This window comes from Methanobacterium aggregans (assembly GCF_017874455.1).
Taxonomy (GTDB): domain Archaea; phylum Methanobacteriota; class Methanobacteria; order Methanobacteriales; family Methanobacteriaceae; genus Methanobacterium_C; species Methanobacterium_C aggregans.
The window spans coordinates 26,829-52,765 of sequence record NZ_JAGGLN010000006.1 but is presented as its reverse complement, the minus strand read 5'-3'; the positions used below and the strand labels follow the sequence as shown (position 1 = coordinate 52,765).

Sequence of the window (25,937 nt, the reverse complement as noted above, 5' to 3'; positions counted from 1 at the left end):
GAAAAAATATAATTTATTTTAATAGTTTTATTATTCTTTATGGCCTAAAATTTTTTAAATGGGAATCATTTCTTTTGGTAATAGTCCTTTACCCCTTAAATAAATCTTAAGATTAACATATTAATTAATAAATTATGAAGGTTGTGGGGAATGTCTGAAAAAACTAAGATTATGGTTGTTGGTGATGTTACTAAAGACTGGTTAAAGTGGGATAGTAGTGATTCAAAGGATTATCCCTATGAACAATCCAATCGTGAAATCTATAAAGAATATGACATTATAGCCCGAATGGGTGGGGCCCTACTAATTGCAAAAATGATTAATGAAGTTAAGAAAGATCACCTTGAATTGATCCAGTATGATGAATCAGAAATAAATAATGAAATGGAACTGGATAATTTTAAAGATCTGATTAACAGTATGTGTATTTTGGAAAGATATAATCCATCACAGGATAAAAAATTGATTTTACCACAAAATAACGAAAAACATCTGGTTAAAACTTTTTCAGGATTTAAAAACCCGGAAAAAATCATAAAACCTGAACTTAGTTTTGCTGATCAAACCCCCCCAGATATAGTGGTTATACATGATGATAATAAATATTTCCGGGATTCAGAAAATCTCTGGAGCCCTATTGGTAATTTAGCTGGAAAAAATAGTTTATTCATACTTAAAATGAGCCGCCCTTTGGCCCGGGGAGATCTATGGGAATTTCTAAAAAATCAGCCAAATTTAATTGTCATAATAAGAGCTGATGATCTACGGGAAAAAGGTCTGCGTATAAGTAGAAGTTTATCATGGGAACGTACCGCTCATGATTTTTTAAATGAAATGGAAAAAAATAGGAAGGGAGAATGTAATCCTGATATTAAGGATATCAGTCAATGTAAGAATTTGATTGTTCGTTTTGGGGTAAGTGGGGCAGTATTATGTCAATATGATGGAGAAAAAGCTAAGTATACTCTATTTTTTGATCCTGAAGTTTTTGAAGGAGCCCTTGAACAAAAAATCGAAGGCCGTTATATGAAAGGATTACGTAGCGCCTTTATTTCTGGATTAATACATGAAATTCAAAGTGCTCCCCAAAATTATGGTGATAAACTGATTGATGGGATTAAAAAAGGAATAATTGCCAGCCGTAACCTTCTTGAAATTGGCTTCATAAAAGATGAGGCAGATAAGATGGATTTTCCCTTTAAAAAAATGTTTTTAAATCTTGATAATGATAAAGAAAAAATTCAGGATGTTGAATTCAGGGAGGATATTAACTGGAAAATCATGGAACAGAAGTTGAAAGATGAAACAGAGGTTTCTAAAGCTGCATTCCAGTATGTGAAATCTAAAAAAAGCGTTTTGTTACAATCTCCTATTGCAGAGTTTGGTGAACTGCGTACAGTTGATAGAAAAGAAATTGAAACCTTCCATAACAGTAAAAACCTCATACTGGAGTATTTATCTAAAAAGAATATAAAAGAACCTCTTTCCATAGCAGTTTTTGGACCACCGGGTTCTGGAAAATCATTTGGCGTTATTCAAATCGCAAAAACTATTTCTGATGACATAGAACCTATAGAATTTAATTTATCTCAATTTCAGTCGTTAGATGATTTGTTCAGTGCTTTCCACATCATTCAAAGTACATCCCTAACAGGTAAAACACCCCTGGTATTCTTTGATGAATTTGATTCTGATCTGGATAGTGTTCCTTACGGCTGGTTAAAATACTTTTTATCCCCTATGAACGATGGTAGTTTTAAACAGGGCGAAATTATTCACCCTATTGGTAAATGTATTTTTGTTTTTGCAGGAGGCAGAAATAAAACTTTTGAAGAATTTGATAAAGATAAAGATAAAGACAAAGTCAAGGGAGAAGATTTCATAAGTAGGTTAAGGGGATATATTGATATTATAGGGATTGATAAAAAACATGACCAGGATTACCTTTACATGATAAGAAGGGCCATGGTACTACGATCCATTTTAGAGAGAAAAGCTAAAAACATTTTTTTAGGTTCTGAAGCAAATATCGATCCTTCTGTATTAAACGCCTTAATTAAAGTCCCTAAATATAAGCATGGTGCCAGGTCCATGGAAGCTATTATTGAAATGAGTATATTCTCCAACATGAGACATTTTGAAAGATCCGCCCTTCCCGCTTCTGAACAATTAAAACTACATGTAAATGCTGTTGAATTTAAAAAATGTCTTAATCAAGAGATAAATTATTAGAAATGGTATTTTTATATTCCCTAAAAAATTTATATTCCCTAAAAAAATAAATTACATTTTATTTTTATTATTTCCTTATTTACAAAAAAGGTTCCATATTACCAAAAAAAAGATCCATGAATAACTCATCATTCCCAGCTTATCTTCAGAAGTATTGCAAGTGCAATGAATTCCAGTAACGCTACGAAAAATGCAGTTACAAACCATCTTACAAAAAAGACTGCCACTGCTAGGGCAATTGTCTGGAACAGGAAGAAAGATCCGAAAAAAAGCAGTCCCAGGGTGTACTTGGATTTCATTCCCTGGTAACTTCTCCAGTACATGTACAGGAGTCCTGTTAAGAGGAAGATGTTTCCAATGCTCAGTATTTTACTGGAGATTATTATAACATTTAAAAATTCTGGTGATATATAAAGCATTCTTAACCCCTTTCATTGTTTTACTTTATTTCTGAAATTGAGCCCATATCTCATGGAATGTACCGTAGTTCTCTTCCATTTTATCAGAAAGGAAGTACAATTTCCCGTATTTTTCCCCGCTTGATGTAACAACACCTGACTCTTCCAGAACTCCCATATGGTGTTGAACTGTTTTATAATCCAGTTCAAGTTTTTCTGCAAGCTGATGAATGTTGTAAGGTCTTTCTTTCAGTTCATTAATTATCCTGGCGCGGTTTTTACCACCCTTGGTACCTACAATCAACCACCATAGAAACTTTTTTTGCATGAAAGACCCCTAACCTTGATATCGTTGATTATTCCTAACCTTCATTCCCAGCTTATTTTGAAAAGTATTGATAACGCTATAAATTCAAAAACAATAAACGCAAACATTACAATTCCTTCATACCAGTGATTAACTACGTTGATGAAGTAAGTTGCAGTTAACAGGACATTCTGAAGCAGCATCGCCGATGCAAATAATAGAAGCCCCACTGCGTAACTCGATTTTGTGTCCCTGTAGTTTCCCCAGTAGATATAAAGCAGTCCACATAGGAGGAAAATGGTTCCAAAACCTAATACAAGAGTTATAACTACAATGGCACTGGTTAATAAGTCTGGTGATCCAAATAACATTTTTTTAAAACCTCAAGACCATTATAAGAATTATATACATATTATAACAGCCGTTAATATTGAATTATCTGTGCTTAGTTTAATGGATGCACAAACTGTGTTAATAGATAATGTAGCAATACTAAAAAAAGTTTTTCCGAAATTCACTCCATCTTTCTACATTTTATACCCAAATCTTAATACTGATTAAATAAATTTTAATAATTATTTGGGTTCCAGTTGAATCATATCGATTAACCATTCCACGTAGCTTCATTTTTTTTAGATATTAAAAGAAAATTTAAGGAGTATGTACATTTATTTACTCCTTTTAACAAGATCCCCATCGCGCATGTGGATAACTTCATCTGCAAAATCCGCTGAAACTGGATTGTGGGTGACCATAACAATGCTTACCCCATCCTTCTGATTCAGATCTTGAAGTATCTGCATTATTGAATCTGAATTCCGGGTATCAAGTTCTCCTGTTGGTTCATCAGCCAGAATAATAGACGGATCATTTATTAGGGCCCTGGCTATTGCTACACGCTGTTGTTCTCCTCCTGAAAGTTGCCACGGCCGTTTATCATGTTTTCCTCTTAATCCCATCATGTCCAGAATTTTTTCAGCTTTTCTGGAGTCCTCCTTTATCATGGGCAGCATAACGTTCTCAAGGACTGTGAGCTGGGACATGAGATTGAACCTCTGGAATATGAACCCTATTTCATTCCTCCGAAGTCTTGCCTGCTCTTTGACAGATAATTTACCTGTATCATTCCCATTGATCCGGAACGTGCCCCTGGTTGGCATGTCAAGTATCCCTGCTATGTGGAGGAAGGTTGACTTTCCAGATCCAGAGGGCCCCATCACCGCTGTGAAGGAACCCTTCTTCAGGGTAAGATCCAATCCTGCAAGGGCGTTTATCTCTTCATCACCCATCTTATACGTCTTCCATACATCATTGAATTCCATTAAATTACTCATTCCTCAAAGCCTCCACAACGTTCAATTTTGAAGCACGTCTTGCAGGGTAAAGTCCGGCCAGAATGCTTAAAAGAGTAGATCCCACAATCACACCTCCAACTAACCATAAAGGTATCATTTCTGTAATGTAATCTGTGAAATTCAGCATCTTTGCAATTAACAGAATACCTAATATCCCCAGAAGAACCCCTGCAATTGATCCCAGCAATCCTAACAATCCAGATTCAAAGAGGATGCTTCCCTTCAGTTCCCAGTTTGTAAATCCAATGGCTTTTAAAACTCCCAATTCTTTTGTTCTCTCCATAACACTCATCATCATGGTATTTACCACACTTATGATTCCCACAAGCAGAGCTATACCTGCAATAATTCCCATGAAAAGCTGTGCTTTATCAGCCCATTCCTGAACCTCAGCCACCTTTTCTGATCGAGTTTTAACAGAAACTCCAGTTACCTGGTTTTCCACGTTATCTGCAACAGTTTTTGGATCTCCATCTGTTCGAGCGTAGATGGCAGTTACCCTGTTTTCATCCATCTGCTTTGCAAGGGTCTGGTTTACGTAAACACCCAGGACATCTTCGTCCACCTGTTCCTCGTTGGATATTCCTGTGATGGTTAACTCTTTATTTTTAATCTTGATCTTATCCCCAACACCAAGGTGAAGTTTATCTGCAACTGCATGGTTAATCACCACACCGGGTTTTCCACTTTTTATTTTAACCTGTTTCCAATCATTTGTACCCCCTACAGTTACTGTACTTCCATTTATTTCCTCTGAAAAAGCAGTTACTTCCCTGAAGCCGTGAAGATCAGATAGGTTTTCTACCTTCGAAGCTGTTTGAGAATCCATTGAATAAGATCCGCTACTGGATGCAGAGGATATTATCACATCGTACATGTATTCATTTGTTTGATCGTTAACTGCTGAAGCTAACCCTGCAGTTGATCCTAGAAGTGTTAGGATGGTGGCAACTCCAATTATTATTCCCAACATTGTCAATGCACTTCTAAGCTTTTTTCTGCGGATGTTGTTAAACGCCAATTTATAAAGATCCATTTTTTTCACCCTAAATATACCCATTACTTCTCTTTCATGCAATTTTTGATGTAAATTAATTATTTTTTCTATTTAAGAAATTTGAACCATTTTTTTAGTTAAAAGTATTTAATTAACTCATCTAAATTACCCCCTTCGATCTATTGACAATATTAAAGTTATTCAAGCATTTAAAAATAGTTTTTCCGAGATTCACCCGATTTTAACTGGATTTTTGCCCCAGGTTTTTCCATTTTATTCCCAAATCTTTGGTATCAAAATCATGAAAAAGTGACTGGAAAAAATTGTAGGTGAATCTAACACATGAAGGAGTGAAAAAAAAGCTAAATAGAAAACCTTAAGCCCCACCACAACATACAAAACCTCCAAGAGGTGTACTAAATGGACAAAAAGACAGGAATAGTTGGTTTAACAGGATCCTTCCGTGAAGCTGTTGCAGATTTACCTGAAGGTTCCAAGGTGGTTTTCACAGGTTCAGCAGCTGTATGCACTCCCTTCATTGAACTCTTATCCTACAGCATCAGGGACCAGGGCTTTGAAATGGTTTTCATCCCAAACGCAGATAAAGGTGAAGCCAGGAAGATCAAAAAGCAGGAGAACATTGGCATGAGTGTGGTTGATGAGGCTGCAGATCCCAGAAACCCAGATGTTGTGGTTGTTATGGGCGGTCTTGCCATGCCCAAGTTCGGATGTCCGGCAGAGGATGTTACAGCCATGATCAAGGAGATTTCAGATGAAGACCCTTTGATAATTGGTGTCTGCTTCATGGGAATCTTCAAAAGGAGCGGTTGGGACGAGAAGATACATTTCAACACAATAATTGATACAACCATGGAAACATGCGTTGAAGAGTTTTAAATTCCATTCCTTTTTTTTATTAGGAAGATCGTTAGTTTTCAATGATTTAAGGTCTCTTTTTTACCCAAAGTTTGAAAAAAAGTTACATATTCATAAATTTAAATATTAAAACCATCCAATAGCAAGTATCAACTAAAAAGAGTCCGCAAAAATAATAAGGATAGTATAATGGACTTGTTAAACTATTTAAAAGGTTTTTTCTATGAGAGACATGTTAAAGCTGTTCATAAGCACAGGTTCAACGTTTGCAAAAGAAAATAAGACCCAGAAATCGTTTAATATACCTGAAACACTGAAAAGGTTTTTTCAAGCATCGTTGATGGTTTTAATTCTTTTGGATATTCTCCTACTTACCATTGTAACCTTCGTTCCTGTAAAAAGTGATATTTATACTGGGGTTGTGTACTTCGATTTAATAGTGGTTCTCATATTGATACCTGATTTCATCAACAGACTCCGGAAATCCGAAGATAAAATGGAATTTTTAAAGTACAACTGGACCGACGTCATTGGAATGATCCCTGTGATCATTATACCCCAGGCAGGTTCCCTCTTCAGTTACTTTAGATTAATCCGAATTTTAGCACTTTTCAAGAAAAACATTGCACATGCATTTGAATTTCTGCATAAAACAAGAATAGACTATGGAGTCACCATAATTTTGGCCATACTGTTTTCAGCATCAATCGCAATGTTTCTGGTTGAACATGGCGTAAACAGTCACATGCATAGGTTGAGTGATGCATTATGGTGCACCCTGGTGACCATAACAACGGTGGGCTACGGTGACGTAACACCTGTAACACCTGCAGGCAAGGTCATATCCGCCTTCATAATGTTCACTGGAATAGGTTTCATAGGATTTATTACATCCACACTAACATCAAATCTCATCGGTACCTCCAAAGAAGAGGAGGAAATTGGAATTCATGAAAAACTGGACAAATTACAGGCTGAAATGGATGAACTGAAGGAGTTAATCAAAGATAAAAAGTAAAAGTTTTAAGAGTTTCTTATCAACCCAACAACACGAATCAAAACTTCATAAAACGTTCCAGCCCTGTTTTCATCCACAAATCCATTAACCTTGATGAACTTATTCTAAACCATTGAAGTTGGATAATCCGTACCTGAATAGGATTACTCCATGTGTGTAGGGTTTCACAGCTTTGATTTCTGCAGATAGTGTGCTTGTATTTTTAGGTGTTGCATTCTCATCGGACTGGTAGGTTTCAAGTCCAGCAACAATTTTTCCAGGAAAGATGATATTGTAAAGGTTGTAGATCTGGTTATATTTTTTAACACTGTTTGTTAAACCGGTTATTCCATATTTGTAATCACCTACATAGAGTTGAGGAACTATGTAGTCACATAAAGGCCCGATCAGGTAGTAATATTGATTTCCGTCCCATCCGTCGGGTTTAACAGTGACTGAGAAGGTTACGCCGTAGGTGGCTAATCTCATGGCCAGAATTTGCAGAAGATGTGCAGGTATGTTATATGTTTCCATATCCAACTGAACTCCGATTTTCATCTGAGCGACCTGTGATGCATGATTGAACCCAGGGAATACCCAGGCATTGGTTCTTATCCCTACAGCATCAGCTTTTTCTTTGGCTTCAGGTAATACTGATAAATAATTATGATTTGTTACTAAAACGTATATATCTGTTATTCCTGCGCTTTTTAAGTCTTTGAAATTGATTTCTGATATGGGTGTAACGTTGGGGTTTATGTAGTAACCCACAATAAAATTTGTACTGGTTTGATCAGTAGTTGAATTCCCTGCTGCAGATACACATCCCACATTTAAACCTGAGGACAGGACAAGTACTAGAAACAGTGCTATCCAGTTATATCTAATTTAAACACCTCCAGATACAAAACATGTAAATAACTCAACTCTATTTCTTGGTTCTTCAGCTCTTGTTATTCTCTCAAGATGCAAATGTCAATGCAACGGACCTTGCGTGGAATATCATTAAGTAGCCGTATCCCAATAAAACAACAGGGAGACCTAAGACAAAGAATAAGAGAATGCCTCCAACCATGCCAATGATAAATCCTGCAACTGTTATGATTAACGTCAGTACTATCCACCAAAGGATGTAACTTCCCCACCCAATTGCTGCAATTCTATCCAGTATTTCACCATATCTCAACCCCGCACCTATTTCACTGCCATGAAAAGCCATGTTGGCTATACCCACATATGCAAATATGCTGATTATTAGGGCAAAACTTGTGGCCATAATTGGTAAAGTTGCAGACCCTGGGAAGGCAGAGGAAAGTGCATAGAAGAGTAAAGGTACAATTGCATAGATCATACAGACTGCTAAAAATTTTATACCATCAGTAAATAATTCTCCAACACCTTCAAAGTCTGGAAGTTCATCTGAACCTGCCAAAGTTGATTTTATGATTCTTAAATAGTATCCTAAGCCAATAAAATTCACAACTGGAATTATCAAAATTATTCCCAGTAGGATCAGCTTCACCCAATCTTTAAGGGGATATCGCAGAGAATCAATTATGTTTCTATTTACATTCATTTTCTCATCTTAATGTTAATTATAACTTAATATAAAGGTTCTTAATATTTTGAAATTACCAAATAACAATTTCAAGTTATAATTCAATGAAAAAAAATTCAGATTCCATGAAAAAGAGTACTGATCATATCTTCAAAAAAAAAGAGAGGATTGTAAACCAGTATCAATGATATCATCTTACTGGTTTACATCTTGTACTTTATCATGTCCCGCATCATCTTCAGGAGCTCAATCTTCTGGCCCTTCATCTGTGCTTTCATTTCCATTTTCATGTCAATGATTTTCTTCTTTTCCTTCATTATCTCTAATTGCTTTTCCAGGCGGGATATCTTCATGTCCAACTTTGCAGCTGCAATTTTCCTTTTATCCTCTTCAGAGAGATGTTCCATCATTTCCTTCATGAACATCTTCTCCATCCATGCCTTTTTCCCGTAGTCATGCATATGGCTGTGTCCTGAACCATGCATGTGTTCCGCTCTCATCCCATGTTCCATATCTACCACCAGCTTTTTGGTTTTAATATTCCATAAGATTCAGATTTTGTCTTCTTAGATCACTACTTCGTTATATTATATGACCCTCATCTCTTAAATTTTCATAGATGATTATTATAATCAGAACTGAAAATATTAAGAAAAAAATGTTACATCGTAATATTAATCGATAAAATGAACTTAAAAAGTTAAAAAAAGTCTTCTTTAAGGTTGAAAAGTAAATTTAAATCTGAGAATAATTGAAACTTAATTTAAAAGTTTTTATAAGTAAAATAACCTTGAACAGAAATGTTATCAACTTAAAAATAAGATTTTAATGAATTTACAGGACAAAATGAACCATAAAAAAAATTGAGAATTTATGGAGATAATTTCAGTAAGAAATTATCTCCTTTTAACTCCTCTTCCCCTTTTGCTTCCAGGTTTTTTGTAGTTTGATTTTGGTCTTGATCTTTTATTGGTTCCTTTCACTTTTGCCATTTTATTCACTCCTAATATTTGTTGATTTTGATGTTTTATAAGAGTACTGGAACATGCATCTGTAAACAGTACTCAAAATCGCATTTTTAACCTGAATAATGCTTTTAAAGCTTTTTCAGTGTTAGTTATGGTGATCAGAAAAATAGGACTCTACTTACAATGATCTCCAATACTTATCATTTGATTTATTTTCTATATAACTTTATATAATTTGTCAGTTACCCTTAAAAACTATTCTTTTCATGGTATCATATTTAAACAAAGGGATGTTAAATGGAACCCAATCGGGATCAATTTTCATATATAGGATCATGAATTTTTTTTAAACTTAAATTACTGAGTTAAAGTCATTTAAATTTATATCCCTATTTTTTTAAAAAAAAGAAAAAAAATGACTCCTTCAAAATGAATTGAAGGATCATTGCATGACTTCAGGAGATGTCTTCTCCCCCAGGAGATCAAATATCTCCACTACTCCGGCTACTATAAGGAATGCACCTATGGTTGCAGCCAGTACCAGAGGATTCTTCAGGTACACGCTGAAGATCAAGAAGAAAACACCCAGTAGAACACCCAGCAGCCCTATGGCCTTTCCCTTAAGGCTTTTATCAGAGAAAAGAGCTGTTAATCCACTTATTATTATGAAGAAGCCAACGATGTAAAGTGCCAGGAAGGTTAAGAAGGCAAATGCTTTGATGTTTCCAAGGAACATCACACCCCAGAGAATTGCAAGTACTGCAAGGATCAGATCTGCTACTGCTGCTGCCACACTTGTCTCCCAAGCCTTGAAGCTCTGCGCCAAAAGCCAGATACCCAGAAAGATTATTCCAACACCTGCAAGATCACTGAGGGTTGAGACACCGATCAATGGAAAGATTATAACCACCAACCCAAGTATCACTGCAAGAATTCCCACAACTACGTTTCTCGTTTCAGTCATTTTTCAAACCCCCAAATAGATTAATATAATAATAAATATCGTTATGCAACTTATAAAAAAGTATTGATTAATTTAAACCAATCCCAGATTCATTAACAATCAAAATAGGTAATATAACCATATAAACAAATTAATTACTTAAAAAAGGATTAAAAAGGATTAATTATAAAATTAAATGAGTTTATATTTGAATTACCTCCAATATCATTATAAGTAAGATTTATATAGGAAAAAAATGTAATTAGTTCATTGGATTCAAGTTATAGGAGGTTTTTTTGATTGAAAAGGTTTTTCAACATTTTAATGATATTTATGGTGGTTTCTTTTGTCTTCATGCCAGCGTCCACTGCCTGGACCTGGAAAACACACTCCGATATTGCTTACAGCGTCTATTATGGGATGCCACACAACGTCCAGAAGAAATTGAGCCTCTCTGCAATGAGGGATGGATCCAATGATCCAGATGAGAAGTTTCATGACTTCAGATCACACAGTTACCCATACAGTTACACCAGAGCAACTAACTGGCTTAACAAGGGTAAATATTACTACAGAACCGGTAAATACAAACAGGCAAGTTACTGTTTTGGTGTTGCGTCACATTACATATCTGACACCTTCTCAGCACCCCACTGCATCAGTGGAGAATCCAGTTCAGCCCATACGAAGTACGAAAATCAGGCCAAATCTTTAAAACCCAAGATCACCTACAGAAGTGGAAATCTCAACACCATAATGAAGAATGGTTACTCTCAGGGAAAAACAAGCTGGAAGAACTGGAGTAAAAAGAAAAACCGTGCATACGTACAGTACAATCTCAACAATGGAGCAAGTGCATCCTACACAGCCATCAGAAGTTGTGTTTATTAAATGAATGAAACCCTTTATTTTTTTAATAACACAGCAAATGCATATTTTTTTTAACTTCTTCAACCATATAGTAATAGGCATTAAAATTATCATGGAGGATTATTAAATGGGTTTACTTGGACCTGATAAACATTCAGCCTACAAGAAAGGGCTTAAAAAGATGGATAAGGGAGATTTTTCAGGTGCAAACCAGGAGTTTGAACGATCAATTACCTTTGACCCTGAATTTGCATCTGCATGGTGTGACAGGGGTGTTGCCCAGCAGAACCTCGGTAATGAAGAGGAATCAATGAGGTGCTACGAGAAATCCATAGAACTTGATCCTGATTTCATCAGGGCATGGCACAATAAATCAGCCCTCCTCTATAAAATGGAAGACTTCAAGGGTGCGCTGGAATGCATGGACCGTATTCTTGATATGAAATTGAAGGACGTGGATCGTGTTAACATCCTCAACAACAAGGCCATGATACTCAGCAGGACTGGAAGTTACACTGAAGCCCTTGAATATTACAACAAAGCCCTTGATATCGATCCCAGTAATGGGGTTGTCCTTGAGAACAAGATGGAACTTGAGGAAAAATTAACAAAATAACCTGAAAGTGGTAAAAATTGAGAACTAAAGTAATTGCAAGTATAGGAATAATAGTGGTGGTTTTAGCTGCATTTGTGGTGGCATTCTACCCAACAGAAAATACTGATAAACTGACCATATCCAACGTAACCCCTAACCAGACAGCAGAAGCAGCCCATCATCATGTGAACATCGTGGTTAAAACAGATGGAACCGATGTATCCCTTCATGCAACAGCAGCAGACAACTCAGCTGTTCCAGCCAAGATGATTGCAAGGATGAACAGCACAGCCGATGCAGATGTTCAAAGCGAAAGCAGTACCGTGCAGAGCCTTAAGAAGGATATTAAGAGTATTGCAGCAAAATATAATTACACTGCAGATGTTACGGTAGTTTCACAGTTCGGAACAGACACCCTGCCTTTCCCAGCAACCGTGGATGGAACTTCAATGGTCCCAACCCTTCAGGATGGGCAGGACATCGTTGCAGTTAAAACCAAGAACATCAAAGTTGGAGACATCGTCATAGCAGAACATCCAAGCTACGGCCTCATAGTTAAAAGGGTTGCAAAGATTAGCGGAAGTAAAGTGTACCTCAAAAGTGATAACAGAGAGGTTGATACCTATGAAACCCAACAGGACATGGGAAATGGAACCTACGAAGTTGTTACAGTAACCAAGAGTCCTCTGGATGCATGGCTTTCAAGAAGCAGCGTCATTGGTGTTGTGAAGGTTTACTGAGTTTTAAAATAAGTTGGAAGGCTTTAAGCCTTCCTTATTCTGATTTTTTTATGGAATTCACTGTTTTTAGTTTGATTTTAAAAAAAATATAAAAAGTTTGTAATTTAGTGAAAAAATATTATTTCCGCTTGATTATGGTTGCCCTCTCCTTCAGGAGTGCATTCTGGTCAGTTAAGCCTACCATGTTCTCTGGAAGTTCATCAAGCTTTTCTCCGTACTTCAGATTGTCTGTAACTGTTTTTTCTTTTCGGATAAAAGTTCCGAAGTGTATGTTGAAGCCAAAGGGTAGAAGTTCATTACAAACGTTCCTCACCTCATCCACAACATCCTCACCTTGGATCTCCATCAAAACCCTGCCTGTTTTAACCTGCAGATCCATTTCTTCACCTTTGATGATTATTATCCTCCTATCAGGATGTCCACTTTCAGCAGGGGGAAGCCTCTGTCCCTGTAGAACCATTCTGTTCACACCTTCAATTTCCTCAAGATCCTTCAGTAACTTCTCAGTTGTGTCTGCACTCAAATACCTGTGGGGAAAAATTTCTATATCCATTAAAAACACCTCTTTTTATTGATATGAATTTAAATTTACTTCAAAAACTTTGAACACCTTAAATAATCCTAAAGATTTAATATTCATCTAAAATTGGCTTTATATACGTTCAAATGTTCTTCTACACTTTGATTGAATATCTCCATGAACACGTCCCTTGGTACAAGTGGTCTGCTGAGGGTATCCAATTGACTGGCAGAGATTTTACCTTCCTTAACAAGCTGGGAACCAGATAACCTCTAATATCACCTCCCTGAACAAATTTAAATATTATAAATGATATTTATCATTTAAATATAGTTTCAGCCATTTTTACCCCTAGTTTCTTAAAAGTTTTTTAGTATAATAACATATTTATTAAAATTTGTAATAATTCATCTGTTTCTTAATACTGCCACAAGTGCAGATAACACACAGGCAAAACCTGCAGCCATTATGATGGTGCTGATGGAATTTGAAAGTAAAGTGTGTCCTGCCGCAAGTACAGCCCCGTTGTAACCCATAGTACTGAGTTGGAAGGTTAGGAACACGGTTGCAAGTGAAATTCCAATGGCCATTGCAAGGCTTCCTGTTGTGAACATCACAGTTGATGCAGTCGCAGATTTTTGAGGTGGCAGAGAACTCATTGTCTCGGTACCGTTGGGTCCATTGTACAATCCTCTTCCAACACCCCACAAAGCGAATGACAGTACAATAAGAACCAGATTCATTTTAAAGAATGCATAGGCCATTAAAAAGAATGCAAATGCTCCTATAAGTACAGCAGATGCAGCTGCATATTTTTGGTGATGTTTATCGTATATCCATCCTCCAAGTGGAGATGCACCCACCATCAAAAGGGGCACCATCAGAAAGAGTAAACCTACCTGGGCGGGCTTGTAGTTCATAGCTCCCTGGAGGTAGAAGGGCCCAATGAAATTTGCAGCAGCTATTGCCATGTTGAAGAGCATCATGCTCACGATTGCAAGGGTGAACAGTTTATTTTTGAATACTGATAGGTCCAACAATGGTTTTTCATATCTGGATTCCCTCACTATGAACGCTGCAAGTGAAAGGATGGAAATGAAGCCATAGACCAACAAGGTAGTTAAGTGGTTTCCATCTGCAAGTTCACTGCAGAACATCAAGAGTGAAGCTACAAAGACAATCAAGGTTAAGGCCCCTAACCAGTCCATTTCAAAGCTTTCAGATGTTTTTTCAGGAATTTTGAGGTATTTCAAAGCGAATATGAAGAGTAAAATCCCAATTGGGACATTGATAAAGAATAGATATTGCCAGCCCAGGAACTGGGTGATTGAACCCCCAATTACAGGTCCCAGGAGTGCACCTATGGATGTAACTGCTCCCAGATATCCCATTGCTCTTCCCCTCTCTTCAGGCAGTGCCACCAGAAATATGATTGCACCTCCAACTCCAATAACCATGGAAGCTCCTGCGGCCTGTAAAAGACGGAAAAGTATCAGTTGATCCATGTTCGTGGCAATTCCACAGGCAAGGGAACTTATGGTGAAGAGTGTGAATCCTGCAATGAACATCCGGGTCTTTCCAGTGTATTCAGATGCCTTTCCAAGGGGTATGAACAAGGCAGTCATAACAAGGAGGTACCCTGTTATAACCCACTGGGACTGGTGCAGATTAACGTTGAAGTAGGTTGTGATGTTAGGTAGGGCTATGCTGACCATGTAAGCATCCAAACTTGACATGAATATGCCTACAAAAATTATGGCAAGAATCACATGCTTGGTTTTGTAGGTTTTATCCTCTAAATTTATTTTTTTATGTGTTGTTCCTTCCATTTTAAATCCTCTCAATTTATTAACGAATTTATCAAATGATCAATGCATTCAAATCCTTTTTAAATTCTTAAACTTTTTTAAAGGGAATTTTAACTACTTATCAATTCCAACATCCATACCATCGGTTATAATATGACCATGGGTTATTTAATAACCGTGGAGTTTGTAGTATTTGGGGATATGAAGGTTGTTTTACCCATTTTTTAAGGGAATGATGTAAACGTAGTATTTAAACCCTTTAAAAAATCTTAAAAAACTTTATATTCAATTAATACCTAAACGCCTGTAAAACTTAGAGCAAACATGGGGATATTTCCTTTCTGATTCATATTTCAATTTTTCAATTATCTCGTCTTCAAGTTCCTTTGTTCTTGATAAGGATACAGATAAAATGTCCTCGTGGATGGATGCTTTTATATCCTCGTTACCGAAATTAATATCAAACTCAACCATTTTTAATTCATCCATATCTGTCAGAACATCACCTAAAACGCCTTCAGAAAATTTTAGAAATTTTCCATCTTCTGCAACATGGGTTGTTCTTTCTGTTTTGATTCTTTGAATGAGAAATGGAGCACATCCTTCAATGGTTGCTGTTTTTCGATTTATCCAGTACAAAGTCATGACCAACTTCCTTTTTGAGTCAAGATTTCCATTTATTTCTAAAGATCTCATATCTTTCCCCCTTCAAGTTTAATGACCACCAGTAATAAGATTACCAGTAGTTATTTTATAACTAGTGTTTAGTCATTTTATATAAAGTTTTGGTTTTTAGTATCAGTCTGGTTTCAAGGCAGATCAAAACCTAAAAATATTTTTAATACAGTAAATGACCAAAATTAATCCTTAAAACTAAAAAAAATGAAAATAAAGAAAATTAGAAGGAAATAAAAAACAGGATTGAACCTCAAAAAAAAATTAAGTAACTCTCTTCAAGGTAACAACAACTATTTGTGGCTTTGCAGAGAATCTTACAGGTACATTAACTGTTCCTATTCCATTGCTGATTATCATTGTGCTGTTTCCAGACTTTTTGATCCCTGAAACATATTCCTGCCCGTATCTGGAGTTATAAAATGGTGCCCATAATCCAAAGAGTGTGACCTGTCCTCCGTGGGTGTGTCCTGCAAGAACCAGATCGATCTTCAGTTTGTTTGCCAGTGGGAAGTAGTCTGGTTTGTGGGATACAAGTATCACAAAGTCGTTTTGAGTTACAGATCCAATGGTGGGTCCCTGGTATGGAACATCGGTGTCAAGATCTTCAACCCCACCTATCCGGATCTTCTCACCATTTTCCTCAACCCACAATCCTTTGTTTCCAATGTAGGTGATGCCTGCATTTTCCATTGCAGTTATTGTGGCATTCTTGGGGTCATTATTACCCAACACTCCGTATACACCCAGTGGCGCATTTAGTTTAGACAGCTGGGAGAAGCAGGGTTCCAGATATGATGCATCATCTGTAACGTAGTCCCCACCCAGGAGAACCATGTCTGGATCAAGGGCGTTGACCTGATCAACAAGGCTCTGAACCCTTTCTTCACTGAAGAACTGGCTGCAGTGAATATCAGTTACAAAGACTATTTTTTTACCGTCGAAGTTCTGTGGTACCTGGTCAGACTGGATAACAACTTCCTTGGTCTCGATCATGTAGGGTTCTATTAAGCTGTAAACCACCGCAACTCCTATAATGAGGATTATTAGTAAGATTAACTTTTTAAACATACAAAAACCTTGTTGAATAATTGAATTTATTAAATAATGTTAGATAAGTTAAATTATTGAAGTAATTACAAAATTGAACTATTAAATTTGAAGTATTGAAGACTTTAACCTGATTTAGGAGTTCCAAGCATTTGATTCAACAAATTCTTTGTATCAACTAGGAATTTGTCCTGGGGGATACCCTTTTTTTTAAGTGAATTTTTAAGATCTGGACGCATATTAGGGATGTTCTCAGTTATCATTATTACTAAAACTGCAATTTCAGTTGGATCAACATCGGAGTTTACTGTTCCATCAGCCAGTCCAGTTTTTATGGATTCTAAGACCGTCACAAAAATTTCATTCTGTAGTTTTAGAACTTCACTTGCATAGGAAATATCTGCAGGACGAAAACCAGCTGAGAAATTTATAACCCAACTGGAATCATCCACCATCTCTTTCATCTGAGCATTTGTTAATATACTCTCCAGATGGAACCTTCCAGACTTGAAGTAGTTGTAAAGTTCCAGGTAATTGGGGTAGTTTTGAGCGAATTTGAAGTAGGTGTCTGTGAAGGCATGGATTTGTTCAATGCCGGTTTTAAATTTTCTAACTTCATCCTGGATCATTGCCAGCATTATACCTGTACCTCGAAGCACAACTGCAAAAAAAAGTGCCACCTTGTTGTCGAAATAAAGGTAAAGGGTTGCCTTACTCAATTCCACATCCCCTGCAATATCGTTCATTGAAACATCATCGTAACCCTTTTCAAAAAATAGTTTCTCAGCAGAGTCCATTATATCCCTTCGACGCTGCTCTTTTTCCCGTTCCCTCCGGCTGATATTTGACATGAAGATTCACCTAATTCAGTTTGATTAATAATTATGATTTGGTTGGTTTTTATGGATATAGTTTGGTTTTAGAAATCTCATTCAAAATTTACTGCCCTTAATGGAAAAATAAAAAAAATAGTGATCCCCTAGGTATCATAGCATAAATGAAAAAGCTTGAATTGAACTAAAGAGCATACTCTTAATTTAATAGATCCATCTACCAGATTACATATAAACAAGGAAAAATAATCTAAAAAAAGTGATGAAAAATGAATTCAAAGGAAAACCCTGAAACCTCCTTCAATCAGATCTGCCCGGCGTGTGGTGTTGGAAATCCATCAGATGCCTCAAACTGTATTGTCTGCGATAAGGATCTGACTGAAACTCTTCTATTTCTGGAAGATGCATTCTTTGACCTTGAACTAACACACACAGAACTCCTTGAGTACAGGAAGAACTTCTACAGAACCAGAAGAACAGGTAAAGTCAGAAGGTACTCCTTGAAGGATGTGACTGGAATAGAATTTGGACATCCTGTTAAACGATTCATATTTGAATATCATGGTGAAAGAATTGTTCTGCCCCTTGAAGATGATAACTACGAAAGATTAAGAGAAACACTTGAAGGTTATTCAAATCCCCCTGAATAAGGATGATGAATGAACTTCGAATCTTAATAATGGTAATGAATAAGGTTCTTTTGATTTAAAAAAAAATCATAAAATAAGTAGGGAGTGTTTAAACATGGAACTGAAACCCATTGGAATTGTAGTATCCAGGTACAGGGAAAGGGCAGATGCACCACGACAGGGAAGAGAATCAGAGGTTACAAGCAGAATAACAATTTTTGAGGATTACCAAGAGGGTTTGGATGGTCTGGAAAATTATTCAAACATCATCGTACTTTACTGGGCTGACCGTGCAGATAGAAATATTTTAAGGGTTGTTCCTCCAGGCCAAACACAAGAAAGGGGCGTTTTTGCAACTCGCTCTCCATCCAGACCCAATCCCATTGCAATGTGCATGGTTGACCTTTTAGAAATAAAGGGGAAAATCATTACAGTTAGGGGTCTTGATGCCCTTGATGGTTCACCTGTTCTGGATATAAAACCATTTTCATCAGAAATAGACTCCATTTAAATTTATTATTAAATCCCCATGCTTCCAGTAATAATTGATTCAAATACTCCCTATACTTTGTTATTACTGAACTCCATTTAGAAAACCTTTTTTCATAATAAAACCTGTATTTGTAGGAAATTACTAAAATACTTTACATAGGTCAGTGTAAATTGGTAACTATTGATCGTGTGAAATCAGTTTTTTCAGTGATATCATCCAGTGAGGTTAAACCATGGCACTTCAGTACACAGCATACACAGCCCTTCTACTTTTCACAACATGTTTAAACATTTTTCTGGCATGGAATATCTGGAAGAGGCGTAGAATCAGCGGCAGTATCTACCTCTTTTTTATTATCCTGGCTGCGTCACTGTGGTCATTTACAGGTGCACTTGAACTTGCTTCAACAAGCATTGGATCCAAGATATTCTGGGGAAAGATTTCATACATTGGAATTACAACTGTAGCTCCATTATGGTTCCTCTTCACAGTGACCTACAGCAAAAATCAGTTAAAAGTTAAAAGGCAGCATATAATTCTGCTTTTAATCATCCCGGCTTTAACCACGTTACTGGCATTCACCAATGAAATGCACGGCCTTGTATGGCCAGGTTTTGGTTATTTAGAAACTTCAGCAGGATTAATAATCATTTACAAACATGGGGTTGCTGCAATTACCTCATCAATTTATTCCTACGCCCTCATGATCATGGGACTCATTGTGATAGGTCAGAACCTTTTCCGCGAACCTTCAATATACAAACAGAGGGGTTTTCTAATGGTTCTGGCCGCTTTAATACCCCTTTTAAGTAATTTAATTTATGCTTTAGGTGTAAGTCCCTTTTACTTCGATCCCACACCCCTTGCACTCACATTAACCGGCATACTTGTATTCTGGAGTTTGTTCCATTACAAACTCTTTGATCTGGTTCCACCAGCCTATGAAACCCTGTTCTCCAACATGAAAAGTGGTGTTATGGTTCTGGATCTGAATGGAACAATAGTTGATGTGAATGGTTCAGCCCAAAACCTCATTGGAGTGGCTGCATCTTCAGTGGGTGAAAATGTAGGGGATCAACTGGATATATGGGATGAAATACGCCCACCTGAAGATCGGATTGATGGTAAAATTGAACTGGAACTTCAAAAATCTGAAAACATGTTTTTGGAGATTCGTTACAACCAGATATACACTGAAGGAATTCCTTCAGGCTGGCTCTACATCTTCGAGGATATCAGTGACAGAAAAATTGCAGAAAAAGCTTTAAAAAAATCTGAAGCCCATTACAGAACCATATTTGAGAATACTGGTACAGCAATACTTATCCTGGAATCAGATGCAACAATATCCCTTGCAAATGCAGAGTTCCAGGAACTCACAGGATTTAAAATTCATGATGTTGAAAATAAGATGAAACTTCTTGACTTCATCTCAGAAAAGGATAAAAACACTGTAATAAACTACCACCATCTTCGACGCAGCCCCCATGGACTGGCTCCAAGAAACTATGAATTTTCATTCAAGAATGTGGAAGGGAAAATTAAACATGCTTTAGCAACAGTTTCAGTCATAGCAGACACTGATAAAAGCGTTGCATCGTTGATGGATATAACTGAACTTAAAGAAACTGAAAGGGCCCTTAAGGAGTCTGAGAAGAAATACCGGGAATTTGCAGATATGCTTCCTCAAACTGTTTTTGAGACCAATAAAAATGGCAACATCACCTTCTTCAATGAACACGCCTTTAAAATGTTCGGATATTCCCCAGAAGATCTGAACAATGGTTTGAACATCCTTGAAATAATAAATGAAAATGATAGACAGCGTTCAATAGATAAATTTGATAAAATTTCCCAGGGCGATCTCTCAGGTGATGAGTACACTGCAAAACATGCAGACGGCAGCAGATTCCCCATTATTTTACATTCAACCCCAATATACCATAACCGAGAAAACAAAGGTTTCAGGGGCATTATAGTGGACATATCTGAGATTAAAGATGTTGAAAAACAGTTAACCAGATCTCTTAAAGAGAAGGAGGTACTCCTACAGGAAATTCATCACAGGGTTAAAAATAACATGCAAATAATATCAAGCTTTCTTTCACTGCAGGCAGGTTACACTAAAAGCCCTGAAGCTAAAGCTGTTTTGAGGGACAGTCAAAACCGGGTTAAAACCATGGCCATTATACATGAGAAGCTTTACATGGTTGATGATTTCACCAGGCTTGAAGTATCAGATTACCTTCAGAACATGGTTCAGAGTATTGTAAATTCTTACTCCCCTGCACCTGAAAGCATAGAACTTGAAATGTCCCTTGAAAATGTGTTTATGAATCTTGAAACAGCCCTGCCCCTTGGACTTCTGGTTAATGAGATGGTTTCAAACTCCATGAAACATGCATTTCCAAGATCCCATGGAAAAATAACCATGAATTTCAGATCCAATGGTGGAAAATATGTTTTGAAAGTTAAGGATGATGGGGTAGGTTTTCCAGAAGATTTTAATCCATTCAAAAGTGATTCCCTTGGATTTCAGCTTATAAAAAATCTTGTAAAACAGATCGAGGGTTCTCTTGAAATTAAAAATCAGGAAGGTGCAGAGTTCATAATAGAATTCAGGGAACTTGAATATAAAGAGAGGATAAGTAATGTAAACTCAGTTCCAGTTTGAATTTCAGCCTAAAACCTCTCTAACAGTACAATTATTTTTTTTGAATAGGTAATTTAAATAAATGGGGCTTTGAAAAGGATTTAAAATTAAAGTAAAGCTTAAAAATGAATCTTAGAATGAATAGGATGCTCCTGCCGGGATTCGAACCCGAGTCCCCAGCTCGAGAGGCTGGAATGATTGGCCGGACTACACTACAGGAGCTTTTGAATAAATTTTAGGATTAAAAGCTGATAATAACATTTCCAGATAATCTATGACGCCATTAGGGCCCTTACTGTGAAATGTGAACATTATTAGTGTACCTTCATTCACCCATATAAATGTTTCTGAGAATAGTTTCCAGGAAGTTTATCTTAATTATGTTGGACTATTTTTTTTGCATCATATCCATGATCGTCTGGAGTATGAATAGTGTTCCCTTTTTATCCAGGGGTTTGTTGTCGTTACCACACTTTGGGGAGTAGATGCATGCTGGACATCCCACATCACATCTGCAGTCCCTCACAAGTTCAAAGGTCCGCATCATGATCTCCTCGAAGAGTTCTGATGCTTTCTCTGCAAGCCCCATACCGCCTTCAAATGCGTCATAGATAAATATTGTGGCCATTCCTGTGCCTGGATGTTTCGGTGTGGACAGTCCGCCCATATCGAACCTGTCGCACATTATGTTGAAGGGTATCATTGAAATCAGGGCATGTTCCACTCCATGTATACCTCCCTCAAAAACATCCTTACCCTCAACAGCACTTTCAAGATCTTCTTTAACAGCATCATCTATTGTGAACCATAACCCCTTGGTTTTAAATTTTAAAGCCGGAATATCCAGCTGTTTGGTTGCTAGAACCTTGTCGTAGCTCATGACCTTGTACTTGTGGTAGTACTCACTGACCTCAAGATCACCGAAGAAGATTGAAAAGTCACCCATATTCTTCCTGACGCTTTCACCAAGAATCTCAACATCTATATCCCTCACCACTTGTGTATGGTGAGCAACATCCCTCTTAACAACAGTTATTATACGTTTTTGAAGGTTAAAACTTTGAACCAGGTATGTTTCTCCCCGGTTTATAAGCACTGCTCCTTCATGGGCTTCTCTGTAAGCCTGTTCCCTGTCAAGAACTTCAAGCAGTCTTCCTGCAAACATGACCCTGAACATGTCCGAGGATATGCTGTCAAGACTCACACTGAAAGCAGCCACCTTATCTCCTGAGTAAACCCATCCCTCAGATTTCCTTTTAACCATACCCTTATTTTGAAGGGTTTCAATGCATCCCTCAGAATCTTCGCCGAACATGGCAATGTCCCCATCCCTTAGGGGCATCTCATCTGATGCACACATCAGGTGGCCTGAAACGATTTTAGGATTGTGCAGATCTATTATGGCGTGTTCGTGGGGTTTGTCGAAGATGGATGCTGGATGTTTCATGAGGTACTGGTCAAGGGAGTTTTCAAATGCAACCAGCACAACAATGGATTCATCTGTTCCCCTCCCGGCCCTACCTGCCTGCTGCCACGTGGACATTATGGTTCCTGGAAAACCTGATATTATAACACCATCAAGGGATCCTATATTTATACCCAACTCCAGGGCGTTGGTTGTTGTAACACCCTTCAAAATCCCGTTTTTAAGACCTAATTCAATTCTCCTCCTCTCTTTTGCAAGGTAGCCTGCCCTGTAGGATGTTATTTTCCCTGTAAGATCCGGCTGGATCTCCTCCATCTCATTCTTGGACCACAAGGCCACCAATTCTGCCATTTTCCTTGAAACTGTGAAACAGAGAGTTTGAAGATCGTTTAGGACAAATAACAGGAGTAAATTCTTGGTTTCCTGGTGGGATGATGTTTTGGTTTTGCCCTTGAAGTAGGGGTTGTAGAGAATGAAGTGTTTTTTACCACAGGGTGATCCATCCTCAGATACCAGTTCAAAGGTTTTTCCAGTTAATTTACTGCTGAATTCCTCAGGATTGGCCAGTGTTGCAGATGAAAGAACGAACTGTGGATTGGATCCATAGAAGCTGCATATCCTGCGAAGCCTCCTTATGAGAAATGCAACGTTGGAACCAAAAACTCCTCTGTACTGGTGCGCCTCATCGATCACAACGTACTTAAGGTTTTTGAAGAATTTCTCCCACTGAAAATGCCAGGACAGTACTAAATGGAGTTCATAGGGGTTGGTTAACACTATCCTGGAGTTCTCCCTTATCCAAGGCTTTTTACTTCTATCTGTATCACCATCGTAGATATTTGGATTGATAGGAATATTACACTCTTTTTCAAGTTTCTGGAGAGTTTTTAGTTGATCGTTTGCAAGGGCCTTGGCAGGGTAGATGTAAAGGGCCGTTGCATCTTCATCTGCACTTAAAGTCTCAAAAACAGGAAGGTTAAAGGCCAGTGTCTTTCCAGAAGCTGTGGGAGTGGTTATTATAACATTCTTCCCCTTCCTCAAGGATTCCAGTGTTCTGCACTGGTGTCTGTAAAGTTTTATACCCCTCTTGTGGAGATAGTTCATGAGATTATCAGGCAGATCTTCTATCTTCTGATAAACAGGTTCCTGGGGAGGTAAAACTTCAATATGCTCCACCCTGTTGTGGTATCGGATGTCGGACTTCAACCTCCGAAGAACCTTCCCCACCATTTCACTGTTACCCATCCTATCTGTCCCCAAACTGTGATATAACTGTATAAACTCTGAAAAAAATGATCATCCATGGTGCTCTGAAATTTTGTATCCATGAACACTTTCATTTTATGTATACAATTATTTAAAACTTTAAAACAGCCAATAAGTAATAATTTTATTAAAAAATAGGATAATAATACTTCATAAAAGTTCAAAATCAGTATCCATTAAAAAAGAATCCTTAAAAAATAAAAAAATGGTTAAAGGAAGATTATAGAAACTGTAATCTTAAGATTTTTTTTTAATCCTATTTTAAATTAAACCATGAAAATGAATAAAAAAAGGAATGAGGGTATCCTGAAACATGTATTAAAAATGAAGATTTTAAATAAAAAAAGTCTGAAACTGGAAGTTTCAAACAGGTCCTCCAAAATAATTAGGATCGTTTAAGCATCAAGGACATGACACTCGGCTTGGAATTCCCGCTCGGCCTGGACATGCCTGGAATTGGCAGTGAAGAGGAGAGGAATTCCTTGTTCACCCTGTCTGTCAGTTCCTTGAATATCATTTTGTAGGCTGTGCAGTGAGGATCAACCCCTTCAATCTCCCCTTCCCTGTTCAGGGCGTTGTATGGACATCCTCCCCTGCAGAATTTGATGTACTTGCAGTGGGAACATTCAGTATCAACGTAGTCCTTGAATCTGTGGAGCACCTTCCATGCCTCTGACTCTGCAAGGTCTTCCATGCTTGGATGGTCACGGACGTTGCCCATAACATATTCTGGCATTCCAACAAATCTGTAACAGGGATATATGCCCCCATCTGGACCCACAGCAAATGTGTCCCCCATACAGTCCACATAGGTGCAGACCGTGCCCCTTCGAATGAACACTGCCTTGGCAAGGTGGTCTATGTTTTTAACCTCAATTTCATCTGCATGTTCCAGGTACTCATCAAGGAGGTATATCAGGAGTTCACCGTACTCCTCTGGAGATAATGCCCATTTTTCAGGGTCTTCAGCACGCAGTGATGGTAGTGCAGGGTGGAGTTTCATGTTCAAACCATTTTCAAGGAAGTAGTTGAATATCTCCTCCCTGAGTTTGATTGAATGGGATGTGAATGTGCATATGAAACTCACACTGAGATGGTTGGCCTTTGCAATTTCATAACCCCTCATAGTCTTCTCATAGTACCCCTCTCCCCTCTGGAAGTCGTTTAGATCCTTTGGACCGTCCAGACTGGAACCAACAGGAATGTTGTACTCAGCAAAAAGCCTGGCCAGTTCTGGTGTTAAAAGCCAGAGGTTGCTTTGAAGTGCAAATGCAGGTTTAAGATGAGCTAATCTTTTGCTTAAAAGTGGAAGGGCTTCACTGTAGAATTCGAATCCTGCAAGGAGTGGTTCACCCCCATGGAATGTGAAGGTCACAGGTTCCTCCCTAAAGTTTTCAAGCCATTTAACAACTTCTTTTAGAGTTTCAATACTCATATTTTCTGATTCTTTATCAACACCCCAGCAGTAGTTGCAGTTTGAGGGGCAGTTCATTGAAGGTATTAACATAACGTGAAAGGCCATTTGAACACCGTCTTTTTATATAAATGAGTTCTATTTCTTTTTATATCGTAGTTTTAAGTACAAATATGGTTTTAATAAATTCTTTCAAGAATTTTAATGAAAATTTAATGAAATTGAATTATTTCCAGAATTAATATTCTAAGTTACATATTTAAATTTTTTATTAAATAATTCTATTCCAAGGTTCTAATAAAAAAAAATATGAAAAAATCCTGAAAGTAGTTCC

At 37.4% G+C, this 25,937-nt stretch carries 25 protein-coding genes and 1 tRNA gene; 9 read left to right on the top strand and 17 right to left on the bottom strand.

All coding sequences use genetic code 11. The features are described from left to right. Nucleotides 1-150: 150 nt before the first annotated feature. Nucleotides 151-2,232, top strand: a complete 2,082-nt coding sequence (locus tag J2756_RS09665; RefSeq protein ID WP_209585115.1) for a hypothetical protein — start codon at nucleotides 151-153, stop codon at nucleotides 2,230-2,232. A 128-nt stretch (nucleotides 2,233-2,360) separates the two neighbouring features. Here the strand turns inward: J2756_RS09665 and J2756_RS09660 are convergent, their stop codons facing one another. From J2756_RS09660 to J2756_RS09640, 5 genes are all read right to left on the bottom strand, one after another. Continuing rightward, entirely contained in the window at nucleotides 2,361-2,651 is a 291-nt protein-coding gene (locus J2756_RS09660; RefSeq protein WP_209585112.1) for a hypothetical protein, read from the bottom strand. A 25-nt stretch (nucleotides 2,652-2,676) separates the two neighbouring features. Further along, nucleotides 2,677-2,958: an ArsR/SmtB family transcription factor gene (locus tag J2756_RS09655; protein WP_209585110.1), complete on the bottom strand. Its 282-nt coding sequence runs from the start codon at nucleotides 2,956-2,958 to the stop codon at nucleotides 2,677-2,679. Between the two features lie 41 nt (nucleotides 2,959-2,999). Further along, on the bottom strand, nucleotides 3,000-3,308 hold the full coding sequence (locus J2756_RS09650; RefSeq protein WP_209585108.1) for a hypothetical protein: 309 nt from the start codon (nucleotides 3,306-3,308) through the stop codon (nucleotides 3,000-3,002). A 297-nt stretch (nucleotides 3,309-3,605) separates the two neighbouring features. After that, the gene (locus J2756_RS09645) at nucleotides 3,606-4,271 is read right to left on the bottom strand and encodes an ABC transporter ATP-binding protein (protein WP_209585105.1); all 666 of its coding nucleotides are present in this window, start codon (nucleotides 4,269-4,271) and stop codon (nucleotides 3,606-3,608) included. Next, nucleotides 4,264-5,328, bottom strand: coding sequence for an ABC transporter permease (locus tag J2756_RS09640; protein ID WP_209585103.1), 1,065 nt, complete (start codon nucleotides 5,326-5,328; stop codon nucleotides 4,264-4,266). The genes J2756_RS09645 and J2756_RS09640 overlap by 8 nt, the downstream gene beginning before the upstream one ends. Nucleotides 5,329-5,709: 381 nt before the next feature. Between J2756_RS09640 and J2756_RS09635 the strand changes: the two genes are divergently transcribed. Beyond that, nucleotides 5,710-6,186 carry a DUF2124 family protein gene (locus J2756_RS09635; protein WP_209585102.1) on the top strand — a complete coding sequence of 159 codons (477 nt, stop codon included), beginning with the start codon at nucleotides 5,710-5,712 and terminating at the stop codon, nucleotides 6,184-6,186. A gap of 202 nt (nucleotides 6,187-6,388) precedes the next feature. After that, the gene (locus J2756_RS09630; protein ID WP_209585100.1) at nucleotides 6,389-7,183 is read left to right on the top strand and encodes a potassium channel family protein; all 795 of its coding nucleotides are present in this window, start codon (nucleotides 6,389-6,391) and stop codon (nucleotides 7,181-7,183) included. Nucleotides 7,184-7,282: 99 nt separating this feature from the next. Here the strand turns inward: J2756_RS09630 and J2756_RS09625 are convergent, their stop codons facing one another. From J2756_RS09625 to J2756_RS09610, 4 genes are all read right to left on the bottom strand, one after another. Continuing rightward, nucleotides 7,283-7,993, bottom strand: a complete 711-nt coding sequence (locus tag J2756_RS09625; RefSeq protein ID WP_209585098.1) for a hypothetical protein — start codon at nucleotides 7,991-7,993, stop codon at nucleotides 7,283-7,285. A gap of 130 nt (nucleotides 7,994-8,123) precedes the next feature. Beyond that, complete coding sequence (locus J2756_RS09620; RefSeq protein WP_209585096.1) at nucleotides 8,124-8,738, bottom strand: DUF4013 domain-containing protein; 615 nt, start codon at nucleotides 8,736-8,738, stop codon at nucleotides 8,124-8,126. A gap of 185 nt (nucleotides 8,739-8,923) precedes the next feature. After that, nucleotides 8,924-9,232: a hypothetical protein gene (locus tag J2756_RS09615; protein WP_209585094.1), complete on the bottom strand. Its 309-nt coding sequence runs from the start codon at nucleotides 9,230-9,232 to the stop codon at nucleotides 8,924-8,926. 898 nt (nucleotides 9,233-10,130) lie between these two features. Beyond that, the gene (locus tag J2756_RS09610) at nucleotides 10,131-10,652 is read right to left on the bottom strand and encodes a DUF308 domain-containing protein (RefSeq protein ID WP_209585092.1); all 522 of its coding nucleotides are present in this window, start codon (nucleotides 10,650-10,652) and stop codon (nucleotides 10,131-10,133) included. A gap of 333 nt (nucleotides 10,653-10,985) precedes the next feature. Between J2756_RS09610 and J2756_RS09605 the strand changes: the two genes are divergently transcribed. From J2756_RS09605 to J2756_RS09595, 3 genes are all read left to right on the top strand, one after another. Then, nucleotides 10,986-11,522: a zinc dependent phospholipase C family protein gene (locus J2756_RS09605; RefSeq protein WP_245316025.1), complete on the top strand. Its 537-nt coding sequence runs from the start codon at nucleotides 10,986-10,988 to the stop codon at nucleotides 11,520-11,522. 106 nt (nucleotides 11,523-11,628) lie between these two features. Then, complete coding sequence (locus tag J2756_RS09600) at nucleotides 11,629-12,117, top strand: tetratricopeptide repeat protein (RefSeq protein WP_209585090.1); 489 nt, start codon at nucleotides 11,629-11,631, stop codon at nucleotides 12,115-12,117. Nucleotides 12,118-12,134: 17 nt separating this feature from the next. Beyond that, nucleotides 12,135-12,836, top strand: coding sequence for a S24/S26 family peptidase (locus J2756_RS09595; RefSeq protein WP_245316024.1), 702 nt, complete (start codon nucleotides 12,135-12,137; stop codon nucleotides 12,834-12,836). Between the two features lie 118 nt (nucleotides 12,837-12,954). Here J2756_RS09595 and mcrD read toward each other — a convergent pair whose 3' ends face one another. The 5 genes from mcrD to J2756_RS09570 form a co-directional block, all read right to left on the bottom strand. After that, on the bottom strand, nucleotides 12,955-13,389 hold the full coding sequence (gene mcrD / locus J2756_RS09590; RefSeq protein WP_209585088.1) for a methyl-coenzyme M reductase operon protein D: 435 nt from the start codon (nucleotides 13,387-13,389) through the stop codon (nucleotides 12,955-12,957). A gap of 374 nt (nucleotides 13,390-13,763) precedes the next feature. Next, nucleotides 13,764-15,185 (bottom strand): DHA2 family efflux MFS transporter permease subunit, encoded by a 1,422-nt coding sequence (locus tag J2756_RS09585; RefSeq protein WP_209585086.1) that lies wholly within the window; start codon nucleotides 15,183-15,185, stop codon nucleotides 13,764-13,766. Nucleotides 15,186-15,449: 264 nt separating this feature from the next. Further along, a complete protein-coding gene (locus J2756_RS09580; protein WP_209585084.1) occupies nucleotides 15,450-15,860 on the bottom strand; it encodes a hypothetical protein in 411 nt (136 codons plus the stop codon). 243 nt (nucleotides 15,861-16,103) lie between these two features. Continuing rightward, nucleotides 16,104-16,910: a metallophosphoesterase gene (locus J2756_RS09575; RefSeq protein WP_209585081.1), complete on the bottom strand. Its 807-nt coding sequence runs from the start codon at nucleotides 16,908-16,910 to the stop codon at nucleotides 16,104-16,106. A 104-nt stretch (nucleotides 16,911-17,014) separates the two neighbouring features. Further along, nucleotides 17,015-17,740, bottom strand: coding sequence for a TetR/AcrR family transcriptional regulator (locus J2756_RS09570; protein WP_209585079.1), 726 nt, complete (start codon nucleotides 17,738-17,740; stop codon nucleotides 17,015-17,017). A gap of 251 nt (nucleotides 17,741-17,991) precedes the next feature. Here J2756_RS09570 and J2756_RS09565 point away from each other — a divergent pair, with 251 nt between their 5' ends. The 3 genes from J2756_RS09565 to J2756_RS09555 all read left to right on the top strand — a co-directional run bounded on the left by J2756_RS09565 (nucleotide 17,992) and on the right by J2756_RS09555 (nucleotide 21,518). After that, a complete protein-coding gene (locus J2756_RS09565) occupies nucleotides 17,992-18,372 on the top strand; it encodes a hypothetical protein (RefSeq protein WP_209585078.1) in 381 nt (126 codons plus the stop codon). Between the two features lie 94 nt (nucleotides 18,373-18,466). Next, complete coding sequence (tsaA, locus tag J2756_RS09560; protein ID WP_209585076.1) at nucleotides 18,467-18,862, top strand: tRNA (N6-threonylcarbamoyladenosine(37)-N6)-methyltransferase TrmO; 396 nt, start codon at nucleotides 18,467-18,469, stop codon at nucleotides 18,860-18,862. A 214-nt stretch (nucleotides 18,863-19,076) separates the two neighbouring features. After that, complete coding sequence (locus J2756_RS09555; RefSeq protein WP_209585075.1) at nucleotides 19,077-21,518, top strand: histidine kinase N-terminal 7TM domain-containing protein; 2,442 nt, start codon at nucleotides 19,077-19,079, stop codon at nucleotides 21,516-21,518. A 126-nt stretch (nucleotides 21,519-21,644) separates the two neighbouring features. On the opposite strand, the gene J2756_RS09550 is transcribed toward J2756_RS09555, so the two are convergent. The 3 genes from J2756_RS09550 to J2756_RS09540 all read right to left on the bottom strand — a co-directional run bounded on the left by J2756_RS09550 (nucleotide 21,645) and on the right by J2756_RS09540 (nucleotide 25,711). Beyond that, nucleotides 21,645-21,719: transfer RNA gene (locus tag J2756_RS09550), tRNA-Glu, on the bottom strand. Between the two features lie 166 nt (nucleotides 21,720-21,885). Beyond that, nucleotides 21,886-24,168 carry a DEAD/DEAH box helicase gene (locus tag J2756_RS09545; RefSeq protein WP_245316023.1) on the bottom strand — a complete coding sequence of 761 codons (2,283 nt, stop codon included), beginning with the start codon at nucleotides 24,166-24,168 and terminating at the stop codon, nucleotides 21,886-21,888. 406 nt (nucleotides 24,169-24,574) lie between these two features. Continuing rightward, on the bottom strand, nucleotides 24,575-25,711 hold the full coding sequence (locus J2756_RS09540) for a TIGR04083 family peptide-modifying radical SAM enzyme (RefSeq protein WP_209585073.1): 1,137 nt from the start codon (nucleotides 25,709-25,711) through the stop codon (nucleotides 24,575-24,577). Nucleotides 25,712-25,937: the final 226 nt, after the last annotated feature.